19 protein-coding genes are annotated in these 21,178 nt (G+C 59.8%); 7 read left to right on the top strand and 12 right to left on the bottom strand.

Annotated features, from left to right (window positions below; genetic code table 11):
- Together CQ009_RS30600 and CQ009_RS29665 are read left to right on the top strand one after the other, a co-directional pair.
- Nucleotides 1–192: hypothetical protein (locus tag CQ009_RS30600; RefSeq protein WP_218275805.1), on the top strand; the 192-nt coding region annotated here is incomplete at its 5' end.
- A 288-nt stretch (nucleotides 193–480) separates the two neighbouring features.
- The gene (locus tag CQ009_RS29665) at nucleotides 481–2,028 is read left to right on the top strand and encodes a sensor domain-containing diguanylate cyclase (protein WP_105709482.1); all 1,548 of its coding nucleotides are present in this window, start codon (nucleotides 481–483) and stop codon (nucleotides 2,026–2,028) included.
- On the opposite strand, the gene CQ009_RS29660 is transcribed toward CQ009_RS29665, so the two are convergent.
- The gene (locus tag CQ009_RS29660; protein ID WP_105709481.1) at nucleotides 1,990–4,452 is read right to left on the bottom strand and encodes a hybrid sensor histidine kinase/response regulator; all 2,463 of its coding nucleotides are present in this window, start codon (nucleotides 4,450–4,452) and stop codon (nucleotides 1,990–1,992) included. The genes CQ009_RS29665 and CQ009_RS29660 overlap by 39 nt on opposite strands.
- Nucleotides 4,453–4,579: 127 nt before the next feature.
- Nucleotides 4,580–6,118: a cryptochrome/photolyase family protein gene (locus CQ009_RS29655; protein ID WP_105709480.1), complete on the bottom strand. Its 1,539-nt coding sequence runs from the start codon at nucleotides 6,116–6,118 to the stop codon at nucleotides 4,580–4,582.
- 310 nt (nucleotides 6,119–6,428) lie between these two features.
- Between CQ009_RS29655 and CQ009_RS29650 the strand changes: the two genes are divergently transcribed.
- Nucleotides 6,429–8,555, top strand: coding sequence for a TonB-dependent siderophore receptor (locus CQ009_RS29650; protein WP_105709479.1), 2,127 nt, complete (start codon nucleotides 6,429–6,431; stop codon nucleotides 8,553–8,555).
- Between the two features lie 39 nt (nucleotides 8,556–8,594).
- Here the strand turns inward: CQ009_RS29650 and CQ009_RS29645 are convergent, their stop codons facing one another.
- From CQ009_RS29645 to CQ009_RS29630, 4 genes are all read right to left on the bottom strand, one after another.
- Nucleotides 8,595–9,551, bottom strand: coding sequence for a 2-hydroxyacid dehydrogenase (locus tag CQ009_RS29645; protein ID WP_105709478.1), 957 nt, complete (start codon nucleotides 9,549–9,551; stop codon nucleotides 8,595–8,597).
- A 31-nt stretch (nucleotides 9,552–9,582) separates the two neighbouring features.
- On the bottom strand, nucleotides 9,583–10,341 hold the full coding sequence (locus CQ009_RS29640; RefSeq protein ID WP_105709484.1) for an SDR family oxidoreductase: 759 nt from the start codon (nucleotides 10,339–10,341) through the stop codon (nucleotides 9,583–9,585).
- Between the two features lie 50 nt (nucleotides 10,342–10,391).
- On the bottom strand, nucleotides 10,392–11,084 hold the full coding sequence (locus tag CQ009_RS29635) for a fumarylacetoacetate hydrolase family protein (RefSeq protein ID WP_105709477.1): 693 nt from the start codon (nucleotides 11,082–11,084) through the stop codon (nucleotides 10,392–10,394).
- 99 nt (nucleotides 11,085–11,183) lie between these two features.
- Nucleotides 11,184–12,533: an MFS transporter gene (locus CQ009_RS29630; RefSeq protein ID WP_105709476.1), complete on the bottom strand. Its 1,350-nt coding sequence runs from the start codon at nucleotides 12,531–12,533 to the stop codon at nucleotides 11,184–11,186.
- A 327-nt stretch (nucleotides 12,534–12,860) separates the two neighbouring features.
- Here CQ009_RS29630 and CQ009_RS29905 point away from each other — a divergent pair, with 327 nt between their 5' ends.
- Together CQ009_RS29905 and CQ009_RS29625 are read left to right on the top strand one after the other, a co-directional pair.
- Nucleotides 12,861–13,067 (top strand): hypothetical protein, encoded by a 207-nt coding sequence (locus tag CQ009_RS29905; protein ID WP_146117579.1) that lies wholly within the window; start codon nucleotides 12,861–12,863, stop codon nucleotides 13,065–13,067.
- A 24-nt stretch (nucleotides 13,068–13,091) separates the two neighbouring features.
- Complete coding sequence (locus CQ009_RS29625) at nucleotides 13,092–14,024, top strand: AraC family transcriptional regulator (protein ID WP_064390439.1); 933 nt, start codon at nucleotides 13,092–13,094, stop codon at nucleotides 14,022–14,024.
- Nucleotides 14,025–14,085: 61 nt separating this feature from the next.
- Here the strand turns inward: CQ009_RS29625 and CQ009_RS29620 are convergent, their stop codons facing one another.
- Complete coding sequence (locus tag CQ009_RS29620) at nucleotides 14,086–15,135, bottom strand: NAD(P)-dependent alcohol dehydrogenase (protein WP_105709475.1); 1,050 nt, start codon at nucleotides 15,133–15,135, stop codon at nucleotides 14,086–14,088.
- 189 nt (nucleotides 15,136–15,324) lie between these two features.
- On the opposite strand from CQ009_RS29620, the gene CQ009_RS29615 reads away from it, so the two are divergent.
- Entirely contained in the window at nucleotides 15,325–16,251 is a 927-nt protein-coding gene (locus tag CQ009_RS29615) for a Gfo/Idh/MocA family protein (protein WP_105709474.1), read from the top strand.
- Between the two features lie 6 nt (nucleotides 16,252–16,257).
- Here the strand turns inward: CQ009_RS29615 and CQ009_RS29610 are convergent, their stop codons facing one another.
- Both CQ009_RS29610 and CQ009_RS29605 read right to left on the bottom strand, forming a co-directional pair.
- On the bottom strand, nucleotides 16,258–17,379 hold the full coding sequence (locus tag CQ009_RS29610; protein WP_105709473.1) for an alkene reductase: 1,122 nt from the start codon (nucleotides 17,377–17,379) through the stop codon (nucleotides 16,258–16,260).
- Between the two features lie 86 nt (nucleotides 17,380–17,465).
- Nucleotides 17,466–18,143: a type 1 glutamine amidotransferase domain-containing protein gene (locus CQ009_RS29605; protein WP_064390435.1), complete on the bottom strand. Its 678-nt coding sequence runs from the start codon at nucleotides 18,141–18,143 to the stop codon at nucleotides 17,466–17,468.
- 210 nt (nucleotides 18,144–18,353) lie between these two features.
- Here CQ009_RS29605 and CQ009_RS29600 point away from each other — a divergent pair, with 210 nt between their 5' ends.
- Nucleotides 18,354–18,938, top strand: a complete 585-nt coding sequence (locus tag CQ009_RS29600; RefSeq protein WP_105709472.1) for a TetR/AcrR family transcriptional regulator — start codon at nucleotides 18,354–18,356, stop codon at nucleotides 18,936–18,938.
- A gap of 19 nt (nucleotides 18,939–18,957) precedes the next feature.
- On the opposite strand, the gene CQ009_RS29595 is transcribed toward CQ009_RS29600, so the two are convergent.
- From CQ009_RS29595 to CQ009_RS29585, 3 genes are all read right to left on the bottom strand, one after another.
- A complete protein-coding gene (locus tag CQ009_RS29595) occupies nucleotides 18,958–19,881 on the bottom strand; it encodes a LysR family transcriptional regulator (protein ID WP_105709483.1) in 924 nt (307 codons plus the stop codon).
- A 75-nt stretch (nucleotides 19,882–19,956) separates the two neighbouring features.
- Nucleotides 19,957–20,667, bottom strand: a complete 711-nt coding sequence (locus CQ009_RS29590) for an SDR family NAD(P)-dependent oxidoreductase (protein WP_064390433.1) — start codon at nucleotides 20,665–20,667, stop codon at nucleotides 19,957–19,959.
- A 24-nt stretch (nucleotides 20,668–20,691) separates the two neighbouring features.
- Complete coding sequence (locus tag CQ009_RS29585) at nucleotides 20,692–20,901, bottom strand: 4-oxalocrotonate tautomerase family protein (protein WP_105709471.1); 210 nt, start codon at nucleotides 20,899–20,901, stop codon at nucleotides 20,692–20,694.
- Nucleotides 20,902–21,178 lie beyond the last annotated feature (277 nt).

Here is a 21,178-nt window from a genome sequence, read left to right as displayed (position 1 = left end):
GCCTGCCCTGAAAAGCAGGCTTTTTCATTGAGTTCGAATCAGAGTCTCGACAGCGGCATGGCCGATAGCGCGATGTTGGGTTTGGTGTGTCTTGAGCACGGTTTGTTGTCGATGGGTCTATTCTCCGCCAGAAAGGCCTGGACATCTTCGATACTGGCTTGGAAGGAAAGATGTTCGGACTCTTTTAGTTAAACGGGGTCTTTGAGTTTGAGCGGGTTTTGAAGGCAGTTGCCGACCGTCCCCGCGGTTAAGCTGTTTACCGATGTGCTGCGCGAAACCCCGCGATAGCATTCCGCATGCGTTCAGACCCGATCAACCTCCGGTCAGCGATATCATTCAATTTGAAGGACTCGCACTCTGTTGCTGCGCGTTCAACGCGCTACTTGTATCCTTGCGCCGGTCGAGGACATACGACCGCTGTTATTGCCTTGAATCAGTAACGGCCGGAACGGGAAACCGGACTTTCCATTAGGTACTTTCGTGAAGCGTGATACCCACCTCGTCATCCTCTTGCTGCTGGTCATCGGCTGCTCTCTGGCTTCCCTGACCATCTGGAAAGTGCTGTCCTCGCGCGATCGCGCGCTGGAGGAAGTCAACGTGCACGGGTTGAACCTGACCCAGGCACTCGAGACCTATTCGGAGGGCATTGTCCGGCAAAGTTCGCTGCTGTTGCTCGGGCTGGTCGAACGCCTGGAAACCGAAGGCAGTGGCCCCGCGCAGATCCAGCGCTTGGGTGCGCTGATCAACCGCCAACAGCCGTTGATGCCACAAATGAGCGGGATCACCATCTACGACCGTCAGGGCCATTGGCTGATGTCGTCGAACCGGCCGATTCCGGCGGGGGCCAACAGCAGTGATCGGGCCTACTTCATTCATCATCGCGACGACCCGAGCCGCGAACCCTTTATCGGGCCACCCATCCGTAGCCGTTCCAATCAGGAGTGGGTGATCACCGTCAGCCGCCGTTTCAATGATGATCGTGGCGAGTTTGCCGGGGTCGTGGCCGTGACGTTGGGCGTGGAAAACTTCCTGCGCCTGTTCGGCAAACTCGACGTCGGACAGGAAGGTGCTATCGGCTTGTCGTACACCGACGGCACGTTGCTGGTGCGCTATCCGTTCCGCGAGCAGGACATGGGCCGCAACTTTTCCAAGTCGCCGATCTACGCCAAATACCTGGTCGATCAATCGGTCGGTACCGCGTCGTATACCTCCAGCCTGGATGGCGTCGAACGCCTCTACGCCTTCCGCAAAAGCGAGAATTTGCCGCTGATCACCACGGTCGCCATCGGCAAACGTGAAGCACTCACGGCGTGGCGAACCGAGGCGCTGTTGTCGGCGGTGGTGGTGGCGGGGCTGTTGGGACTGACCGGCCTGATCGGCTGGTGCTTGATCCTCGATATCCGGCGCCGGACCCAGGTTGAAGGCGAACTGCGCATTGCTCAGCAGCAGTTGCTCGGCTCGAACCGACAACTGGAACTGCTGGCCATGAAGGATGCGCTGACCGGTCTGGCGAATCGGCGCTGCTTCGACCAGACCCTGGCCACAGAGGCGCGGCGGGCACAGCGCGACGGCTCATCGCTGGCCTTGCTGATGATCGATATCGACTATTTCAAACTGTTCAATGATGCGCTCGGGCACGTTGCCGGCGACGCCTGTCTGCAGGCCGTCGGTCACGTGCTGGATGCGTGTGTGCGACGGCCGTCGGATCTGGTGGCGCGCTACGGTGGTGAAGAGTTCGCCGTGATCATGCCCGACACGGACATTGACGGTGCTGCGGTAGTGGCGCAGCTGATTCTTCAGCACTTGCAGCAGGAAAACATTGCCCACCCCACCAGTCCCGTGACCCGCGTGAGCCTGAGCATCGGCATCGCCGCTGCGCGAGGTGCGCACCTGGACCCGGTGCACGGTCTGATCGAGTGTGCCGATCAGGCGCTGTATCAAGCGAAGACGGCGGGGCGCAACAGGTTCATGAAGTCCTCTGCGCAACCCTTATTCGACGTCGATGGACAGCAAACCATTGACCCGTGATACCAGTGTGTCGACGGCAAAAGGTTTGGTCAGCACCTGCATGCCCGGGCCGAGTTGACCGTTACCGATCACCGAGTTTTCTGCGTACCCGGTAATGAACAAGGTCTTGAGCTTAGGCCGGATTTGCCTGCCCGCATCGGCCATCTGCCGGCCATTCATGCCGCCCGGCAAACCGACATCAGTGATGAGCAGATCGATGTGCGCGCTGGAGCGCAGTGCTTCCAGTCCTTCAACGCTGTCGGCCGCTTCGAGCAAGTTGTAGCCGAGGTCGTTCAGCACGTCTTTGAGCAGCGTGCGAACGGTGGGTTCGTCGTCGACAATCAGGATGGTTTCGCCGGCCTTGGCATGAGGCGTTGCCGAGCTTTGCGTGTCATCGTGATTGCGTTGCGTTTCGCCGACATAGCGCGGCAGGTAAACGCACATGGTCGTGCCTTGGCCCACGGTCGATTGCACCCGCACCTGTCCGCCTGATTGCTTGGTGAAACCGTAGATCATCGACAGCCCAAGGCCCGTGCCCTGGCCCAACGGTTTGGTGGTGAAAAACGGGTCGAAGGCCTTGGCGATCACTTCCGCACTCATACCGGTACCGGTGTCGGCGACCGACAGGCACAGGTATTGCCCTTCGGGCATTTCCCGGACGCGCGCCGATTCAGCATCCAGGGTTCGATTGGCAGTTTCGACGGTAATGCTGCCACCATCGGGCATCGCATCGCGGGCGTTGATGCACAGGTTGAGCAGGGCGTTTTCCAGTTGGCTGGCATCGACCAGCGCCGGCCACAGATCGGCGGCGGCGACCGTTTTCAGGCGAATGCTCGGGCCGACGGTGCGCTGGATCAGTTCGCTCATGCCGGCAATCAGCGCGTTGACCTCAGTTGGCCGTGGATCGAGGGTCTGTCGCCGGGAGAAGGCCAGCAGGCGATGGGTCAGGGCGGTGGCGCGTTTGGCGGCGTCCTGAGCGATCAGCATGTATTTGTCGATGTCGTTCAGACGGCCTTGGCCGATGCGTTTTTCCATCAGTTCAAGGGAGGCGCAAATGCCTGCCAGCAGGTTGTTGAAGTCATGGGCCAGACCGCCGGTGAGTTGCCCGACCGCTTCCATTTTCTGCGATTGGCGCAGCTTCTCTTCGGCCTGCATCAGTTCTGCGGTGCGCGCCGAGACGCGTTGTTCCAGTGTGTCGTTGAGCGCCTTTAACGCGGCGGTGACCCGGTCGCGCTCGGCTTCGACGTTGCGCCGGTCTTCGACATCGATAAGCACCCCGGGAAAGCGCAAAGGCGTGCCGTCTTCGGCGCATTCGACGCGTCCGTTGGCTTCGATCCAGGTGTATTGGCCATCCGCACCGCGCACTCGGTATTGGTGCGAATAGGCACCTCCACGGGCAATGACTTCGTTGATCGCGGTTGTGAGTCCTTCCCGGTCATCCGGGTGCACGGTCATCACCACTTGCTCCAGGGTCAGACCGTCGAGGCCCCAGGCCGGATCAAGGTTGAACACCCGCGCGAAGGCCTCATCGACGCTGAAGCGATCGCTGGGCAAGTGCCAGTGCCAGGTGCCGATAATGGCGCCGGCGGCCAGGGCGAGCTGGACCCGTTCGACGTTTTCCCGAGCGACCGCTTCGCTGATGCGCAAACGTTCTTGCGCGTCGCGGCGTTCGGTGACATCGCTGAAGAAGATCGCAATCTGCCGATCGGCCGGGTCGCCGACACGCACGGCGCGCACATCGAACCAGCGTTCGAAGGTATTGGCGTAGTTCTCGAAGTTGGCCGGCTCGCCGGTCTTGGCCACATGGCCGTAAGTCTCGAACCAGAAGCTTTCCAGGTTGGGCGCAAACTCGGTGACCCACTTGCCACGCAGGTTGACCCCGGCCTGACGTTCGAACGCCGGGTTGGCCTCGACGAAGTAATAGTCGATGGGGTGGTCATCGGCGTCGAATTTGACTTTGACGATCGCGAACGCGGCCTCGATGGTTTCCAGAATGGTGCTGAAGCGCTCCTCGCTGCGGCGCAACGCGGTTTCGGCGCTGCGCGAGCGGGTCAGGTCGAGCATCGCACCGATCATGCGTTCGGCCTGGCCCTCGGCATTGCGGATCAGATGGCCGCGATCAAGCACTTCGGCGTACGAACCATCGTGGCAGAGGAAGCGGTACTCAGCGCTCCAGGTCGTGCCTGAACCGTCAATCGCCGAGCGAATCGAAGTTGTCACGCGCGAGCGATCCTGCGTGTGAATCTGCGCAAACCGCCAGTCACACGTCGGCTCGATGGCTGCTGACGCGTAGCCATACGCCTGTTGCAGCGAGTCGTTCCAGATGACCTGGTCGGTCTTCAGATCCCAGTCCCAGACGGCGTCGCAGGTCGCCTTGACGGCCAGCCGCAGGCGCGTGACTTCGGACTCAAGCTCCTCGCGAGTAAGCTCTTTCAGGATGTCCACCCTTCATGCGTTGTGAGTTGTTTGCCTTGCGTGCAATCAGCGAACGGCCGTGAGCTTCACAAGTTTTGTCAGCCATTGACCCGAGGTCTCTGGTTTAAGTTGCACGAGGTCCAAGGCTTGCGCGCTTTCATAACGATTCGCCGCGATCCAGTCGGTCGAGCAGACTCTGCCCGCGTTGCCACAGTGCCTGCTGTTTTTCTTGCGGCATGCGATCGAGGTTTTTGTACATCATGCCCATGCGCTGATTGCCGCGCAGCAGGTCGCTGTGGCGCATCAGAAAATGCCAGTACAACGCATTGAACGGGCAAGCGTTGTCAGCCGTGGTTTCACGCACCGAGTAAGCACAGTCGCGACAGTAGTCGGACATCCGATTGATGTACTGGCCGCTGGCGCAATAAGGCTTGGAGCCGAGGTAACCGCCATCGGCGTGCATGACCATGCCGAGGGTATTGGGCAGCTCGACCCAGTCGAACGCGTCCATGTAAATGGCCAGGTACCACTCACAGATCTGACTCGGCGCGATGCCGGCGAGCAGGGCGAAATTGCCGGTCACCATCAGGCGCTGAATGTGATGAGCGTAGGCGTGCTTGAGGCTTTGGCCGATGGCCTGGCGCATGCAGTTCATCTGCGTGGCGCCGGTCCAGTAAAACTCTGGCAAAGGCCGGGTGTTACCGAAAGCATTGCCCTCGGCGTACTCAGGCATGGTCAGCCAGTAAACGCCGCGGACGTATTCGCGCCAGCCGATCAGTTGACGGATGAAACCCTCGGCCGCGTTCAGTGCGATGCTGCCGGACCAATAGGCAGACTCGACATCGCTGCACAGCTGCCGTAGATCGAGCAAGCCGATATTGAGCGCGGCGCTGATACGCGCATGGAACAGAAACGGTTCGCCGCTGGCCATAGCGTCTTGATAGTCGCCGAAGCCGGCCAGGCCGTAGTCGAGAAACCACGCCCACAATGCCTGGGCGTCGGCGTGTGTCACCGGGTAGTTGAAGGTATCCAGACTGCCGTAGTGACTGGCGAAGCGTTCTTTGACCAATGCGAGCACGTCGAGGGTGATTGCATCGTTGGCAAAACCAACCGGGTAGGGCGCCTTTACGTGTTTCGGCAAGGTTTTGCGATTGTCTTCATCGAAGTTCCAGGCGCCGCCGACCGGCGTGCCGTCACCGTTGAGCAACAGGCGACTTTTGCGGCGCATCTCGCGATAGAAGAACTCCATGCGCAGCTGCTTTTTGCCAGTGGCCCATACGCGAAATTCGTCGCGAGCGCAGAGGAAACGGTTGTCAGCATGCCAGTGGATCGGCAAGCCACAATCCTTGAGCGACTGCTCCAGACGCCAGTCGCCGCACTCGGTGACGTGCAACGCGTGCGCCTGTAGCAGCGCCTGCCAGCGCCTTAATTCGCCGGGTACCGAGCCGCTGTTCTGCGGGTCGTCGAGGGTCACGTAATGCACGCGCAGACCCTGCTGCTCCAGCGCCTGAGCGAAGTGACGCATGGCGCTGAAGATCAGCGCGATCTTTTGCGGATGATGGGCAACATGGGTGGCTTCCTCCATGACCTCGACCATCAGCACACAGTCGTGCTCGCGATCCAGATCTGTCAGTGAAGCCAGATCAAAAGACAGTTGGTCACCGAGGACCAGGCACAGCCGATGGGTTTTGTTCATGTGCACGGATTCAGCGTAATGAATGGCAGCAGGGCGCAGAGCGGACGCTTGAGTGCTAATGGTGAATAGTTGTACAGATTGTAGTTGATGTATAGGTTTTTGTCGGTCAATCAATAGAAAAGCAGCGATCTGCCCTTCAAAACTCCATCAAGACTGCGGCATTCGCCACGAAGCTGACTCGGTTCGGCAATCCTGACTCTCGCGGCAAATAAGAATAAGTTTCAATTACGCAAATTACTGGTATACCATGCGCCGCGTTTTGCTGGCAGTTCTGCCCTTCGTTTTGGCTTATTCGTAAGGTTCTTACCTCATGCGTCGAACTCTGCTTTCCATCTGCGTGCTGCAAGCCTTGTCGCCTTCTTCGTGGGCTGAAGAGGCCGATACAAAAACTTCAGCCTTGGAGCTGGAAGCCACCGACGTCATCGGAGCCGCAGACTACGAACGTGCCGACGGGCCGGTGCAAGGCTATCGCGCCACGCGCTCTGCCAGCGCCACGCGCACCGATACCTCGATTCACGAAACGCCTCAATCGATCAGTGTGGTGTCCAGGGATGCCGTCGAAGACCTCGGCGCCACGCGTCTGCAGGACGCACTGGATTACGCCGGTGGCGTGGGCCGGGCGAACAATTTTGGCGGGCAGGGGCTGACCACGTTTACCGTGCGCGGCTTCACCACCGGCGAGTTTTACCGCAATGGCTTCCCGATCAATCGCGGCTATCCGAACATGCCTGACGCCAACACCATTGAACGTCTGGAGGTGCTGCGCGGGCCGGCCACAATGTTATACGGACGTGGCGACCCTGGCGGCACCTTCAATGTGGTTTCCAAGCAGCCGTTGCCGGAAAGCAAGGTCACATTGGGCAGCCAACTCAACGACCAAGGCATGAAACGCGGCACGCTGGACGCTTCCGGTCCGATCGACGAGGACGGTCGACTGGCTTACCGACTCAATGTCATCGGCGAGGGTGGAGATACTTTCCGCGATCATGTCGAGACTGAGCGCTATGGTGTGGCGCCGGTCGTGACCTGGCAGGCAACCGATGCTACCCGGGTGATCTTCGAGGGCGACTTCATGCGCAACAACGCGCCGCTGGACCGTGGCGTCACGCGTTACCCCAAGCAGATCGGCACCGCCTCGCGTGACACGTTCTTCGGCGAGAAAGACGTTGGCAAGTTGCATAACGACAACAACATGGCGCAGTTGCGTTTCGAGCACCTGCTCAATGATGACTGGACATTGGGCGGCGGTTTCCAGTGGCTCGATGGCTCGCTCAAGGGCGACGCGATCGAGGCGAATGGCATCGGCGCTGATGGCCGAACACTGGGACGCAACTTCAACTACCGCAAGCTCGAGTGGACAGACAAGGACAGCCAACTCAACCTGACTGGCCACTTCACCCTGGGCGGCTTGCAGCACACGTTGCTGACCGGCGTCGAGTACGAAGATTACGACTACCAGTCGATTATCCAGCGCTCCAGCGGTGCAATCGGCGCCTACCCGATCGACATTTTCAACCCGGTCTACGGTCAGCCTCGCCCGGCATTGACCCGGACACCGACTCACGACAAAGAAAATCTCAAAACCTACGCAGCGTTCGTGCAGGATCAAGTGGCATTGACCGAGCGCTTGAAAGTGCTCGCCGGGGCGCGTTTCGAGCGTTTCGAACACGATTATGAAACCTACGTGCCGGGCGGCAAAAACTGGCAGGCCAGTGACAACGCGGTCACTCCGCGTTTGGGCGTGTCCTACGACTTGACCGACACGGTTGCGCTTTACGCCGACACCGCGCGCTCGTTCAAACCCAACACCGGCGCCAGTCGCCAGGGCGGTGGTTTTGAACCCGAGAAAGGCAAATCCTGGGAGATGGGGGTGAAGTGGGAGGCGCTGGATCAGCAGTTGAGCGTCGATGCTGCGATCTATCAGATCGAAAAGCGTAACGTGCTGACCACCGATCCCGTGGACTCGACGTTCAGTGTGGCGGCGGGGGAAGTGCGCAGTCGTGGTTTTGACTTGAACGTCGCCGGCAATCTCACCCCTGAGTGGCGAGTGATCGGCGGTTACGCCTATGTGGATGCCGAGGTCACCAAGGACAATGTGATTCGTTCTGGCACACGCCTGATGAACATCCCGCAGAACAGCTTCAGCCTGCTCAACGTCTATGAGTTTCAGGACGGCACTTTCAAAGGCCTGGGTCTGGGCACAGGGTTGAAGTATGTCGATGAGCGCGCCGGGCAAACGGCCAACACCGCGTTCTCGATGGGCAGCTACACCGTCGTCGACCTGCTCGGTTTCTACAAGGTCAACGACAAAGTGCGGCTCAACCTCGATGTGAAGAACCTGTTTGACCGTGATTACGAAGAAGGCGCGTTCGGCAACGTCTACGCCTATCCCGGTGCGCCGAGAACGGTGCAGGTCGGGATTGCCTATACGTTGTGATTCGCAGCGGGGGCCGTTGGCCCCCGCTGAGATCAGGGCTTAGCCGGTGACGCATCCTTGCGGTGTTTTCCCGGCAAAGCTGTCCAGCAGACTGGCCACCACCATTTCCCCCATTCGCGTACGCGTCTGCAATGTCGCGCTGGCGCGATGCGGCTGCAATACCACGTGTTCGTTGCCGAACAAGGCTTGCGGCACGTTCGGTTCATCGACGAACACGTCCAGCCCGGCACCGGCAATTTCGCCCGCGGCCAAGGCCGCCACCAAGTCGGTCTCGTTGACCAGTTTGCCCCGTGCCACGTTGATCAGATAGCCACCCTTGCCCAGTGCCCGTAGCACTTCTGCGTTGATGATGGCTTCAGCCTTGTCGGCAGCGGCCGCGAGAATCAATGCATCGCTGTCGCGGGCCAACTGCTTGAGGTCGGCAACGAAGGTGTGGTTCACATCGCTCATTGGTTGCAGATCGGTGTAGCTGATCGGACAGCCAAATGCGGCGGCGCGAGTGGCGACCGCACGGCCAACCCGGCCCATGCCGACGATGCCGATACGCATGCCGGAGACCTGACGAGCCAGAGGCAACGGTGCCAGCGGAGTCGCGCTGTGCGGCCATTGGCCGGAGCGCACGTAGCGATCGCTGGTGCACAGGCCGCGGCATACCGACAGCAGCAAGCCGATGGCGAGGTCGGCGACGTCTTCGGTCAACGCGCCGATGGTCGCCGTCACGCGGATTCCGCGATCCCGGGCGTACGCCAGGTCAACGGCATCGGTACCGACGCCGTTGACCGCCACCACTTCAAGCTTGGGCAGTTGCGCCATGACAGCCTGGGTGATGCCGGTGTGGCCGCCGGTGATCACGCCACGAATGTTGGCGCCGTGTTCCTGCAAATAGGCCGGTTTGTCCGCCTGTTGGAAGTAGCGTCTGACGGTAAACAGTTCGTCGAGACGCGCATTGATTTCAGGTATCAGGATCGGGCTGAGCTGCAAGACTTCTGGCTTCATGTGAACCTCACTTACCGAATAAAAGGCCGGCTCAACCGCGGCCGGCAAACGGCATGGCGGTGGCCATGACGGTCATGTTCAGAACGTTGGCCGACAGCGGCAGGCCGGCGATATAGCGCACGGCATCGGCGACATGCTTGACGTCGACCATTGGCTCGACGGCGATAGTGCCGTTGGCCTGGCGTACGCCTTTGGTCATGCGCACCGACATTTCGGTCAAGGCGTTGCCGATGTCGATCTGGCTGCAAGCGATGTTGAATTCGCGACCGTCCAGCGCCAGGGATTTGGTCAGCCCCAGCACCGCATGTTTGCTGGCGGTGTAAGCACTGCTGAACGGACGCGGCGTGTGTGCCGAAATCGAACCGTTATTGATAATCCGGCCGCCCTGAGGCTGCTGGCGACGCATGAGTGCGAAGGCGCCACGGGCGCACAGGAAAACCCCGTTGAGATTGGTGTCGATCACGTTTCGCCATTGTTCGAACGTCAGTTCATCCAGGGGCACGGCGGGGGCATTGACCCCGGCATTGTTGAAGACCACATCCAGACGTCCGTAGACCTCGGCAATGCTTGCGAACAGCGCATCGACACTGGCCGCGTCGCGCACATCGGTGGGCACCGCCAAGGCTTCGTGGCCTTCGCTTGCCGCTAGTTCGACCAGTGCCCGCAAAGGTTCCGGCCGGCGCCCGGCAAGCACCACGGTGTAACCGTCGGCCATCAGGCCAAGCGCCACGGAGCGGCCGATGCCACTGCCAGCGCCGGTGACCAGCGCGACTTTCAAAGGTTGAGTGATGGACATGTTGTTGTACTCCTGTCTTCAAATCACAAAGGCGTGCGAGCGGTTCAGGCCCGTGGGCCGACGCGCATTTCGAGTTGGCCGATACCGTCGATTCCGGCGTTGATCACATCGCCCGGATGCAATCCGTCGACGCCGGCCGGGCTGCCGGTCATGATCAAGTCGCCGGCCCTGAGCGCCACGGATCGGGAGATCCGGCTGATGACTTCAGCGACCGACCAGATCTGGCTGTCGAGGCTGTCGCGCTGACGTTCCTCGCCGTTGACGTTCAACCACAACTCACCTTCGGGATGACCGGCGCGTGTCACCGGCACAATCGCCGTCATCGGCGCGGCGCCGTCGAACACCTTGGCTCCTTCCCACGGCAAACCGTTGCTCTTGGCGGTGCGCTGAACATCGCGACGGGTCAGGTCGAGCCCGGCAGCGTAGCCCCAGACATAAGCCAAGGCTTCGCTTTCAGGGATATCGGCGCCGCCTTCACCGATGGCCACCACCAGTTCGATTTCGTGGGCGAAGTCTTCGGTCAACGACGGGAACGCCACCTCACCGATAGCATCGACAACGCTGCTCGAAGGTTTCATGAAAAACACCGGCGGCTGGCGCGACTGCCCTTGGGTATCTGGCCATGGGTAATTACGGCCGACACAGAACACTCGACCGACGGGAAACCGTTGTTCACTGCCGACGATGGGCAGGGTCACGGGCAGATCCGGGGTGAAGGCGTATTCGGTCATGTTCATCCTGTTGTTGTCCTTGTCTGGAGAGTCAGCGTACGGCGGCAATCGTTGGCGAAGTTGGACGAATGCCGCCTCTTGTTGGAGAAAACGGTGTTCGTGGGCTCAACGCACCTTCAATTCGATGCGGTACAAGCGGCCCAACAACAGCGAATAGGAGAGGGTGCCGATCAGGGCCACGCCGCCGATAAACCAGAAGGCCCAGGCAAATGACCCGGTGGCGTGAACAATCGCGCCAATCACGATGGGCGTGACGATGCCGCCGATGTTGGCGGCCAGGCTGGTGATCCCGCCGGTCAGCCCGATCAGTTCCTTGGGCGCCACTTCTGACACTGCTGCCCACGAAGATGACGCGATGCCTTGCGCGAAGAACGCGATGGTCAGTACAGCAATGCAGATCAGGTTCGAGTCGGTGAAATTCACCAGCACGATGGACATGCCCAGCATTGAACCGATCACCAGCGGCAACTTGCGGGCAAATGACATCGAGTAGCCACGGCGGATCAGCAAGTCCGAGACAATGCCGGCGAGAAGGATGCCGACCGTGGCGCCCACGAATGGCAGGACGGCGAAGATCCCGGCCTTGATCATGGTCAGTTTGCGTTCTTCGATCAGGTAGGTGGGGAACCAGGTCAGGAAGAAATACAGCGCCGAAGTGCTGGCGAACTTGCCGATGCAAATCGCCCAGATTTGCCGATAGCTGAACAGTTCAGCGATCTGTCGCCAGTTGAATTTGGTGCGCTCCTGACTGCTTTTGACCAAGCCGCCACCGGCTTCGATGTATTGCAATTCGGCTTTGCTGACTTTCTTGCAGTTCAACGGGTCGCGATACAGATACAGCCACAACACGCCGAATACGATGCCAAGCACGCCGGTGCTGTAGAACACGTGACGCCAGTCGAAGGTGGTCGCCAGCCAGAGCAGGGCGCCGGTGAACAATGCCGTGCCCAGGTACTGACCGCACACGTAAATGCTGCTCGCCAGCCCGCGCTCTCGCGCCGGGAACCACACCGTGACCGCGCGGCTGTTGGCCGGAAATGCCGGGGCTTCCATGGCGCCGACCGCCAGACGCAAGCCGAACAACGAAGCGAAGCCCGTGGCAAACCCCTGGCACACGGTCACCGTTGACCAACTGATCAATGAAACACCGTAAGTGAAGCGCGAACCGAAGCGGTCGGCGATAAACCCGGCAGGCACCAGAGCCAAGGCATACGTCCAGGCAAATGCCGAGAAAATCAGGCCCATCTCGATCTTGTCCAGACCCAGGTCCTTGGCCATGAACGGCGCGGCGATCGAGATATTGACCCGATCGATGTAGTTGATGATCGTCGCAATCAGCAGCAGCGAGAGCATGAACCAGCGACGCCGAGAGGGCAGGCGTTGCGGCACCACGGCGTCTCGTGGGCCGGCGATCACCGGCGGCACGCTGGCTTGGGAAGCATGTGAACTGGACATGAAGAGACCTCGTTATTGTTAGAAGAATCGAGATGTTTTCGAGCAGCCGAAGGCGTTGCCCGCGAGGGTCGGGGCATAGCAATCGAACGGAACTGGCTGTCGGCGGCGGACGTTCAGAGACGTCTTGCGGGCGGCGTGATCGGAGGGATGTCGGGAGGGGCGGCGAGGGGCAATAGCAACATCATGACGTGCACACCTTTGATTATTTTTGGAGGAGGTTGGGCTGCGTCGTTCAACAGTGGTCGTACAACATCGGTAAATCAACCGAGGGGTTAGATCATTTTTTCTCGATGGGAATCGCGTTGTGAAACGTGTCCAAGAATTCAAATGGGCGAATGGCCGAGGTTTTTATTTGAAGGCTCTTTCAACGTATTGATAGTTATAGAAAAAATATTTCTCTTGGTTGCAGGGTTTTTTGGACAGGCAAAACGCCACCGCCCAGGCAAAAAAATCATTCCAAACGGATGTCATCGTATGACTGCTTGCGTGCGCGGCTGGCTTTTCGGCAAGATGAAGGTCGCCTGCTCACTGTAAATACCCGTCGAGGATTGCGCGCCGATGTCGTCCCCCAGTCGTATTCCCACTTATGTCATGCAGCAGCGCAGCGAGCTGACGGACTTCTACATCCGCGACAAAAAGGGCCGTCGGGCCGAGACCGGGCCCCATCGTCACGAGTATTTCCAGATTCAGGTCAACCTCGGTGGCGACACCGTGCAGCACATCGGCAACGTCGTGCGTCCATTCCCGCGTAACACGCTGGCGTTCATCCTGCCGCACCGTGTGCATGTGATCCCGCATCCGGCGGACAGCAATTTCATGGTGATCAATTTTTCCCAGACCTTTCTCTTGCCGCACTTGCAGTGCGATCCGATGGATCTGGAAGAAGTGTCAATCCTCTTGGCGCCAGAGTTGTCGCCATTCCGTTTTCAGGAGCATCTGGATTTCATTTTGGGCGATCAGGATTTCCACAAGGTCTGTGCCTTGATCGAGCAGATGCGCACCCTCGACGAAAATCGTCAGTTTGGTACGCGTGAGATGCTCAAGGGCTTGCTGTTGCAACTGATTGGCAGCGTGTGTTTTCTGTATGCCGAACCACTCAAGCGTCTGGCCGAAGAGAATGCGGCCGAGGTCAGCCGCCGGGATGCGCTGAGCCGAATGTTCGAATACTTGCGCAAGAACATCGCCGACCCCGACCTCAATCTGATCAAAGTGGCGGCGGCGACGTACCTGTCACCGACCTACCTGACGCACTGGCTACGCAAGGAAATCGGCAAAACCTTCACCGAACTGGTGCTCGAACGCAGGATGCACGCGGCGCGCAATTTCCTGCTCAACAGCACGCGCTCGGTGGGCGAGGTGGCGCGGCTGTGCGGCTTCGCGGACGAGGCGTATTTCTCCCGACGTTTTCGCCAGATTCACGGCCAGCCGCCGGGGCAATTTCGCCGCCGGCAACTCAACCCCGATACGCCGCAATCGCCGCTCAATACCTGACTGTGCCGTTCGCCTGAACCTGGTCGACGTACTGCGACGCTTCGCCCGGTGATGCTGTTTTTTAGCCTGCCAACGTCGCGTTATCGATCACGAAGCGATATTTCACATCGCCCTTGAGCATGCGCTCGTAGGCATCGTTGATCTGATCGGCGCGGATCAACTCGATGTCGGAGACGATGCCGTGTTCGGCACAGAAATCCAGCATCTCCTGAGTCTCGGCAATGCCGCCGATCATCGAGCCGGCAATGGTGCGGCGCTTCATGATCAGGTTGAACACGTTCGGTGACGGGTGCGAGGTGGCGGGCGCGCCAACCAGGGTCAAGGCACCGTCGCGCTTGAGCAACACGAGGAAGGCGTCGAGGTCGTGCGGCGCAGCGACGGTGTTGAGGATCAGGTCGAAACTTTTCGCATGCGCGGCCATTTCCTCCGGGTTGCGCGAGACCACGACCTCATCGGCGCCCAGTGCTTTTGCCGCTTCGCGTTTGGATTGCGAGGTGGTGAAGGCGACAACGTGCGCGCCCATGGCGTGGGCCAGTTTGATGCCCATGTGACCGAGGCCACCGATGCCGACCACGCCGACCTTCTTGCCGGGGCCGGCGTTCCAGTGACGCAGCGGCGAGTAGGTGGTGATGCCGGCGCAGAGCAACGGTGCGACGGCGGCCAATTGCGCCTCGGGATGGCCAATGCGCAACACGTAGCGTTCATGCACGACAATGTTTTGCGAATAGCCGCCCAAGGTCCAGCCCGGTGCGTCCGGGGTCGGGAAGTTGTAGGTGCCGATCATGCCGTCGCAATAGTTTTCCAGGCCGCTTTCGCAATCGTCGCAGTGTTTGCAGCTGTCGACGATGCAGCCGACACCGACCAGGTCACCGACTTTGTAATCCGCGACATGAGCGCCGACGGCTGCGACGCGACCGACAATTTCGTGCCCCGGCACACAAGGAAATTGCGTCCCGGCCCATTCGGCGCGGACCTGATGCAGGTCCGAATGGCAGATGCCGCAGAAGGCAATGTCGATCTGCACATCGTGGGCGGCGGGGGCGCGGCGGTTGATCTGCATCGGCTCAAGGGGTTTGTCGCCAGCGTGGGCGCCGTAGGCTTGTACAAGCATGGGAACATCCTCAATCGTTTGGTCGTGTGGCCATTGTTGCGGTACTGCCGGGCTGCGCAGTAGTGCATTCCTGTGCAATCCTTGCCTGATCCTGTGAGTCGTTGTGACGTTGCGTTGACAGACGCCCGTCGCGTTTATCGTTAATCTGCCAACTCGCTGACTAAAACAAGATAAAAAACGGAGTCATTGATGCAACCGATTCGTCTCGGTCTGGTGGGCTACGGCAAGATTGCCCAGGATCAACATGTGCCGGCGATCCTCGCCAATCCGGCGTTTACGCTGGTGTCTGTCGCCACCCAGGGCAAGCCTTGCGCCGGCGTGGAAAACTTTCAGTCGTTGGCTGAGTTGCTGGAAAACGGCCCGGCGGTTGACGCGATTGCGTTCTGCACACCGCCGCAAGGCCGCTTCGCTTTAGTGCAGCAGGCATTGGCTGCCGGAAAACATGTGCTGGTGGAAAAACCGCCGTGCGCGACCTTGGGGGAAGCGCAGGCGCTGGTTGATCTGGCGGCAGAGCAGGGCGTCAGCGCGCTGTTCGCCTGGCATTCGCGTTACGCGCCGGGGATCGCACTCGCGCGTGACTGGCTCGCCTCGCGAACCTTGCAAAGCGTACAGATCGACTGGAAAGAAGACGTGCGCAAATGGCATCCGGGGCAGACGTGGATCTGGCAACCCGGTGGCCTCGGCGTCTTCGATCCGGGCATCAATGCCTTGTCGATCGTCACCCATTTGCTGCCGCTGCCGCTGTTCGTCGAATCCGCAGAACTGCGCGTGCCGGGCAACTGCCAATCGCCGATTGCCGCGTCGATCAAGATGTCTGACGCACGCCACCTCGATGTGCGTGCCGAATTCGATTTCGACCATGGTCACGACGAACTCTGGAGCATCGAGATTCGCTGCGCCGAAGGCACACTGCGTCTGGACAACGGTGGCGCACTGTTGAGTATCGACGGGGTGCGCCAGACGGTGTCGGAGGAGGGTGAATATCCGGCGGTGTATCGGCATTTCCAGCAGTTGATCGCTGACAAGGTCAGCGATCTGGATTTGCAGCCGCTGCGTTTAGTGGCCGACAGTTTTTTTGTCGGCAGCCGAGTGTCAGTCGAGGCGTTTTATGACTAGCGCTGATTAGGCGCCATAAACCGGGTAATCGACATAGCCTTCGCCGGTCCCGCCATACACCGTGGCGGGATTCAGCGCATTCAACGGCCAGTCATTGGCAATGCGCGCCGGCAGGTCGGGGTTGGCCATGAACGGGCGACCGAACGCGACAAAGTCCGCCAGCCCGGAGTCGAGCAGACGCGCACCCGAATCGGCGTTGTAGCGCCCGGCATAGATGATCGCGCCGCTGAAGGTGTCGCGCACCGCCTGACGAAATGTCTGCGGCATCGCCGGGGCGTTGTCCCAGTCGGCTTCGGCGATGGACAGATAGGCAATACCCACGTCTTCCAGCACCTTGATCGCCTCGATGTAGGTGGTGTGAGGATCTTCCTCGACCATGCCCAGATAGGTCCGCGCTTCATCGGTGGTGGTGAACAGCGGCGCAAAGCGTACACCGACTTTTTCCTTGCCGATGCACTCGGCGACGCCGGCCACCACTTCCTTCAGAAAACGCAGGCGATTGTGCAGCGAGCCACCGTATTGATCGGTGCGCAGGTTGCTGTGGGCAGAGATGAACTGGTTGACCAGATAACCGTTGGCGCAGTGCAGTTCGATGCCGTCGAACCCGGCTTCCATCGCATTGCGCGCCGCTTGAATGTACAGCTGAACCAGTTCCTGGACTTCGTCGGTGCTCAGTGCGCGCGGTGCGGACGGCGGCACCAGTTCACCGGCACCGGGCGCGGTTTCGATGAACACGCTGACTCGGTCAGTGGCCACGGCGGAGGCGGACACGGGAGCGGCGCCACCCGGCTGCAACGCGGTGTGGGATACACGGCCCACGTGCCACAGTTGCGCGAAAATCACGCCGTCGACGGCATGCACCGCTTCGGTGACTTTGCGCCATCCGGCGATCTGCTCAGGGGTGTGAATCCCGGGTGTCCAGGCGTAGCCCTGGCCTCGGGGCTCGATCTGCGTGCCCTCGGTCACCAGCAGACCGGCGCCGGCACGCTGCTGGTAATACTCGGCCATCAGCTCATTGGCGACGTTGCCCGGTTGCGTGCTGCGCTGACGTGTCAGCGGTGGCAGGACGATGCGGTTTTTCAGGGTGTGCAGGCCCAGTTTTGCAGGGGTGAAGTAGGGGCTATTCATGTTTATTAGACCAGTCAACTATTAAATGGGGGCGAAAAAAACGCCGCGCAACACGCACGGCGTTCAGAGGACGTAGACGCTGGGTCTCAGCCCAACATCTTCAGCAGTTTTTCAGCGACAGCGGCAGAGCTGGCGGGGTTTTGACCGGTCACCAATTTTCCATCGACGACCACATGAACCTGCCAGTCAGCGACTTTCGAATAGTAGCCGCCGAGACGCTGGAACTCGTCTTCGATGAGGAACGGCACCACGTCAGTCAGGCCGACGGCGGCTTCTTCGGCGTTGGTGAAACCGGTGACTTCGCGATGCTGGATCAGCGGTTTGCCGTCAGCTGCGAGCACATGACGCAATACCCCGGGCGCATGGCAGACAAAACCGTGCGGTTTGTTGCTGCGGTCGAACGCTTCGATCAGGGCGATCGAGTGTTTGTCTTCAGCCAGATCCCAGAGCGGGCCGTGGCCACCTGGGTAAAACACGGCATCGAAATCGTCGGCGCGGACATCGGCCAGCAGACCGGTATTGGCCAATGCCTGCTGGGCAGCCGGGTCATTGCGAAAGCGATCGGTCTCGGCGGTTTGCGCATCGGGCTCATCGCTTTTCGGATCGAGCGGAGGCTGGCCACCGGCTGGCGACACCAGCGTGATGTCGGCGCCCGCGTCCTTGAAGGCGTAGTAAGGGGCGGCGAATTCTTCCAGCCAGAAACCGGTTTTCTTGCCGGTGTCACCGAGCTGATCGTGGGAAGTCAGAACCATCAAGATTTTCATAGAGCACCCTGGGTTGGTCAGGTGATAGCGCTGCACGAGGCATTCGTGTCGCATCGACACCCGATGAATTAGGTTGACGGAGCGCAGCATAGTTTCCTATTAGACCAGTCGTCTAGTAATTTTTTCGACGGAGGTTTTTCCCGCCCGGCTGTGGCAAACTCCGCAGCCTGTGAAATATACGACTGGTCTATTGTCTGGACTTTGCGCCCCATGAAACCGACTTACGACGATACGCGCCAACACTTGCTCGACACCGGCCACCGGATGATGGCCGAGAAGGGCTTCACCAGTGTCGGCCTCAATGAAATCCTGCAAACCGCTGGCGTGCCCAAGGGTTCGTTCTATCACTACTTCAAATCCAAAGAGCTGTATGGCCAAGCCTTGCTCGAGGATTATTTTGTCGGCTACCTCGCCGACATGGAGCGACGCCTGACACTCCCGGGGCTGACGGCGTTCGAGCGGCTGATGGATTACTGGCAGGGCTGGCAAAATCGCTGCACCCTCGAAGGCCATGGTGATGAGTGTCTGGTGGTGAAGCTCAGCGCCGAGGTCGCCGATCTGTCCGAGTCGATGCGCCTGACCTTGCGCGACGGTGCCGAGCGCGTGGTGGCGCGCATCACCGTGTGCATCGAAGAAGGCCAGACGCAAAAGAGCCTGCCGGCGGGTGATGCGCGGCATCTTGCAGAGACGTTGTATCAGCTGTGGCTGGGTGCAAGTCTACTCAACAAGCTGCAGCGGACGGGGCAATCGCTGAACACCTCGATGGCGATGACCAAGCAACTGTTGCGCGTCTGAGGCCGGCATGCCCGGTGCATCAGCCGTTTACCCATTGCTCGCGAAACTGCAGCAGAAAATCCACGAAGACCCGCACGTGCTGGGGCACATAGCGACCGTGGGGATACAGCAACGTGTACGGTCTTGAGCGACCGCTGAAAGGTTCAAGCACCTCAATCAGAGTGCCATCGGCCAACTCCCGCTCGACGATGAACCGATAGGTCTGGAACAGTCCCGCACCGTGTTTGGCCAGGGTGACGCCACCGAGCACGTCATCGGAGCAGGAATAACCTCCGGCCGCGAGTACTTCACGATCCTTGCCATTGTCCTGAAATAGCCAGGAAATCTGCCGGCCGCTGCTCGGCAGTTCGAACTGAATGCATTCATGCTCGAGCAGATCCTCAAGTGTCTGCGGCGTACCCGCTGCGTGCAGGTATTGCGGCGAGGCGACCACCACCAGTTTCGCGTCTTCCAGCAAGCGCGCAATCAGGGTCGAGTCCGGTTGTGCACGCACGCGAATCGCCAGATCGTAACCTTCGCCGACGAAATCTATATTGCGATTGCCCAAATGGATATCGACCGTGACCTGCGGGTATAGCGCCCGGAATTTCGGCAGCAGCGGCAGGATGCGGTGGTGGCCGTAAGTGGTGGGCAGGCTGATGCGCAAGCGCCCCGACGGCGTGGTCTGCGTGCCCATGACTTCTTGCTGGGCTTCGACCAGTTGGGCCAGTGCCTGACTGCATTGTTCGAAGAATTTCCTGCCCGCGTCGGTCAGGCGGATGCTGCGCGTGGTTCGTGTAAACAGCCGCGAGCCGAGGCGTTTTTCCAGACGCAGAATCGAGCGGCTCACCGCCGCCGGTGTCACCCCCGCGAGCAGTGCGGCAGCGGTGAAGCTGCCGGCGTCAGCGGCGAGACAGAAGAGTTCGATACTGCCCAACTGCAAATCTTCAAAGTGGCGTTTCATCATGGCTGGCACCGAGGAGCATTCCTCCAGATGTTTACCACATGAATCGCCACCCGCGCTGAAGTGGCGTCGTGATCAATGCCCCGCGCTCTGGCCACCGTCGACATGCAGAATCTCACCGGTCACGAACTTCGCGGCGTCCAGATAAAGGATTGCCTGCACGATGTCGTCGATCTCACCCATGTGGCCAAGCGGATGCAGATTGCCCAGGGCTGCGTGGCTTTCTTCGGCGTGCATGGGCGTCTTGATGATGCCCGGCGACACCGCGTTGACGCGAATCCCGCGCTTGGCGTATTCGATGGCCAGGGATTTGGTCGCAGCGTTGATGCCACCTTTGGTCAGCGAGGCCAGCACCGACGGCACGCCGTCAATTGCATGATCGACCAGACTGGTAGTGACGCTGACCACGTGTCCGCTGCCATGCTTTTCCATTTCGGCGATGGCCAGTTGCGAAATATGGAAGAACCCGCTCATGTTGGTGGCCACCACTCGGGCGTAATCTTCCCGGCTGTACGCGGTGAACGGCTTGGCAACAAAGATGCCGGCATTGTTGACCAGCGTATCGACGCGACCGAAACGTTCGACGGCGGCACGGATCACCCGTTCGGCAGTTTGCGGATCGGCGATGTCGCCAGCGATGGTCAATACCTGCGGATCAGCGGATTCCTTGATCGAACGCGAGGTCGCCACGACCTGATAGCCACGCTCGCGAAAACCATTGACCAGACCCGCTCCTATGCCTTGCGAGGCGCCTGTGATAACGACAACTTTGCTGGATGTGCTCATGATGATTTCCTCAGGAATTGAAGATTAATTGCCCGACAACGATTGGCGGTATTCGGTGGTGGTCATGCCCGCGTAACCCCAGTTATCCGTATCGACTTCCTCGATCACGATGTGCGTGAGCTGCGGATCCTTGTTGAGCACTCGTTGCATGGTCACGGTGATTTCCTTGATCACCTGGGCTTTCTGCTCCCGGCTAACGCCGTCGCGGGTAATGCGTACGCTGATGAAAGGCATGGACTGTCTCCGATCGCAGGCCCGTCGGGGTGAGGGGCTGCTGTTGGAGAGAACTGTAGGAAGTTGTCAGTAATTGATAAATGCGCCTTGAGGTACTTCATTTATGCCGTGGCGTATCGAATGGCAGCGTTTGTTCACGCGATTGTCCGTTTCAGGTTGACGGTGAAACACATTCCAGCCGATTTATCCCTTTTCGATGCGTCAGTAATCTGTACCCAACTTGAACGCAACAACAAATTCAAAAACTCAAAAGGGAAGCAGACCATGACCACTCCAA

Source organism: Pseudomonas sp. MYb2 (assembly GCF_002979955.1).
Lineage (GTDB): Bacteria > Pseudomonadota > Gammaproteobacteria > Pseudomonadales > Pseudomonadaceae > Aquipseudomonas.
This window is presented reverse-complemented; position numbering and strand designations above follow the sequence as displayed.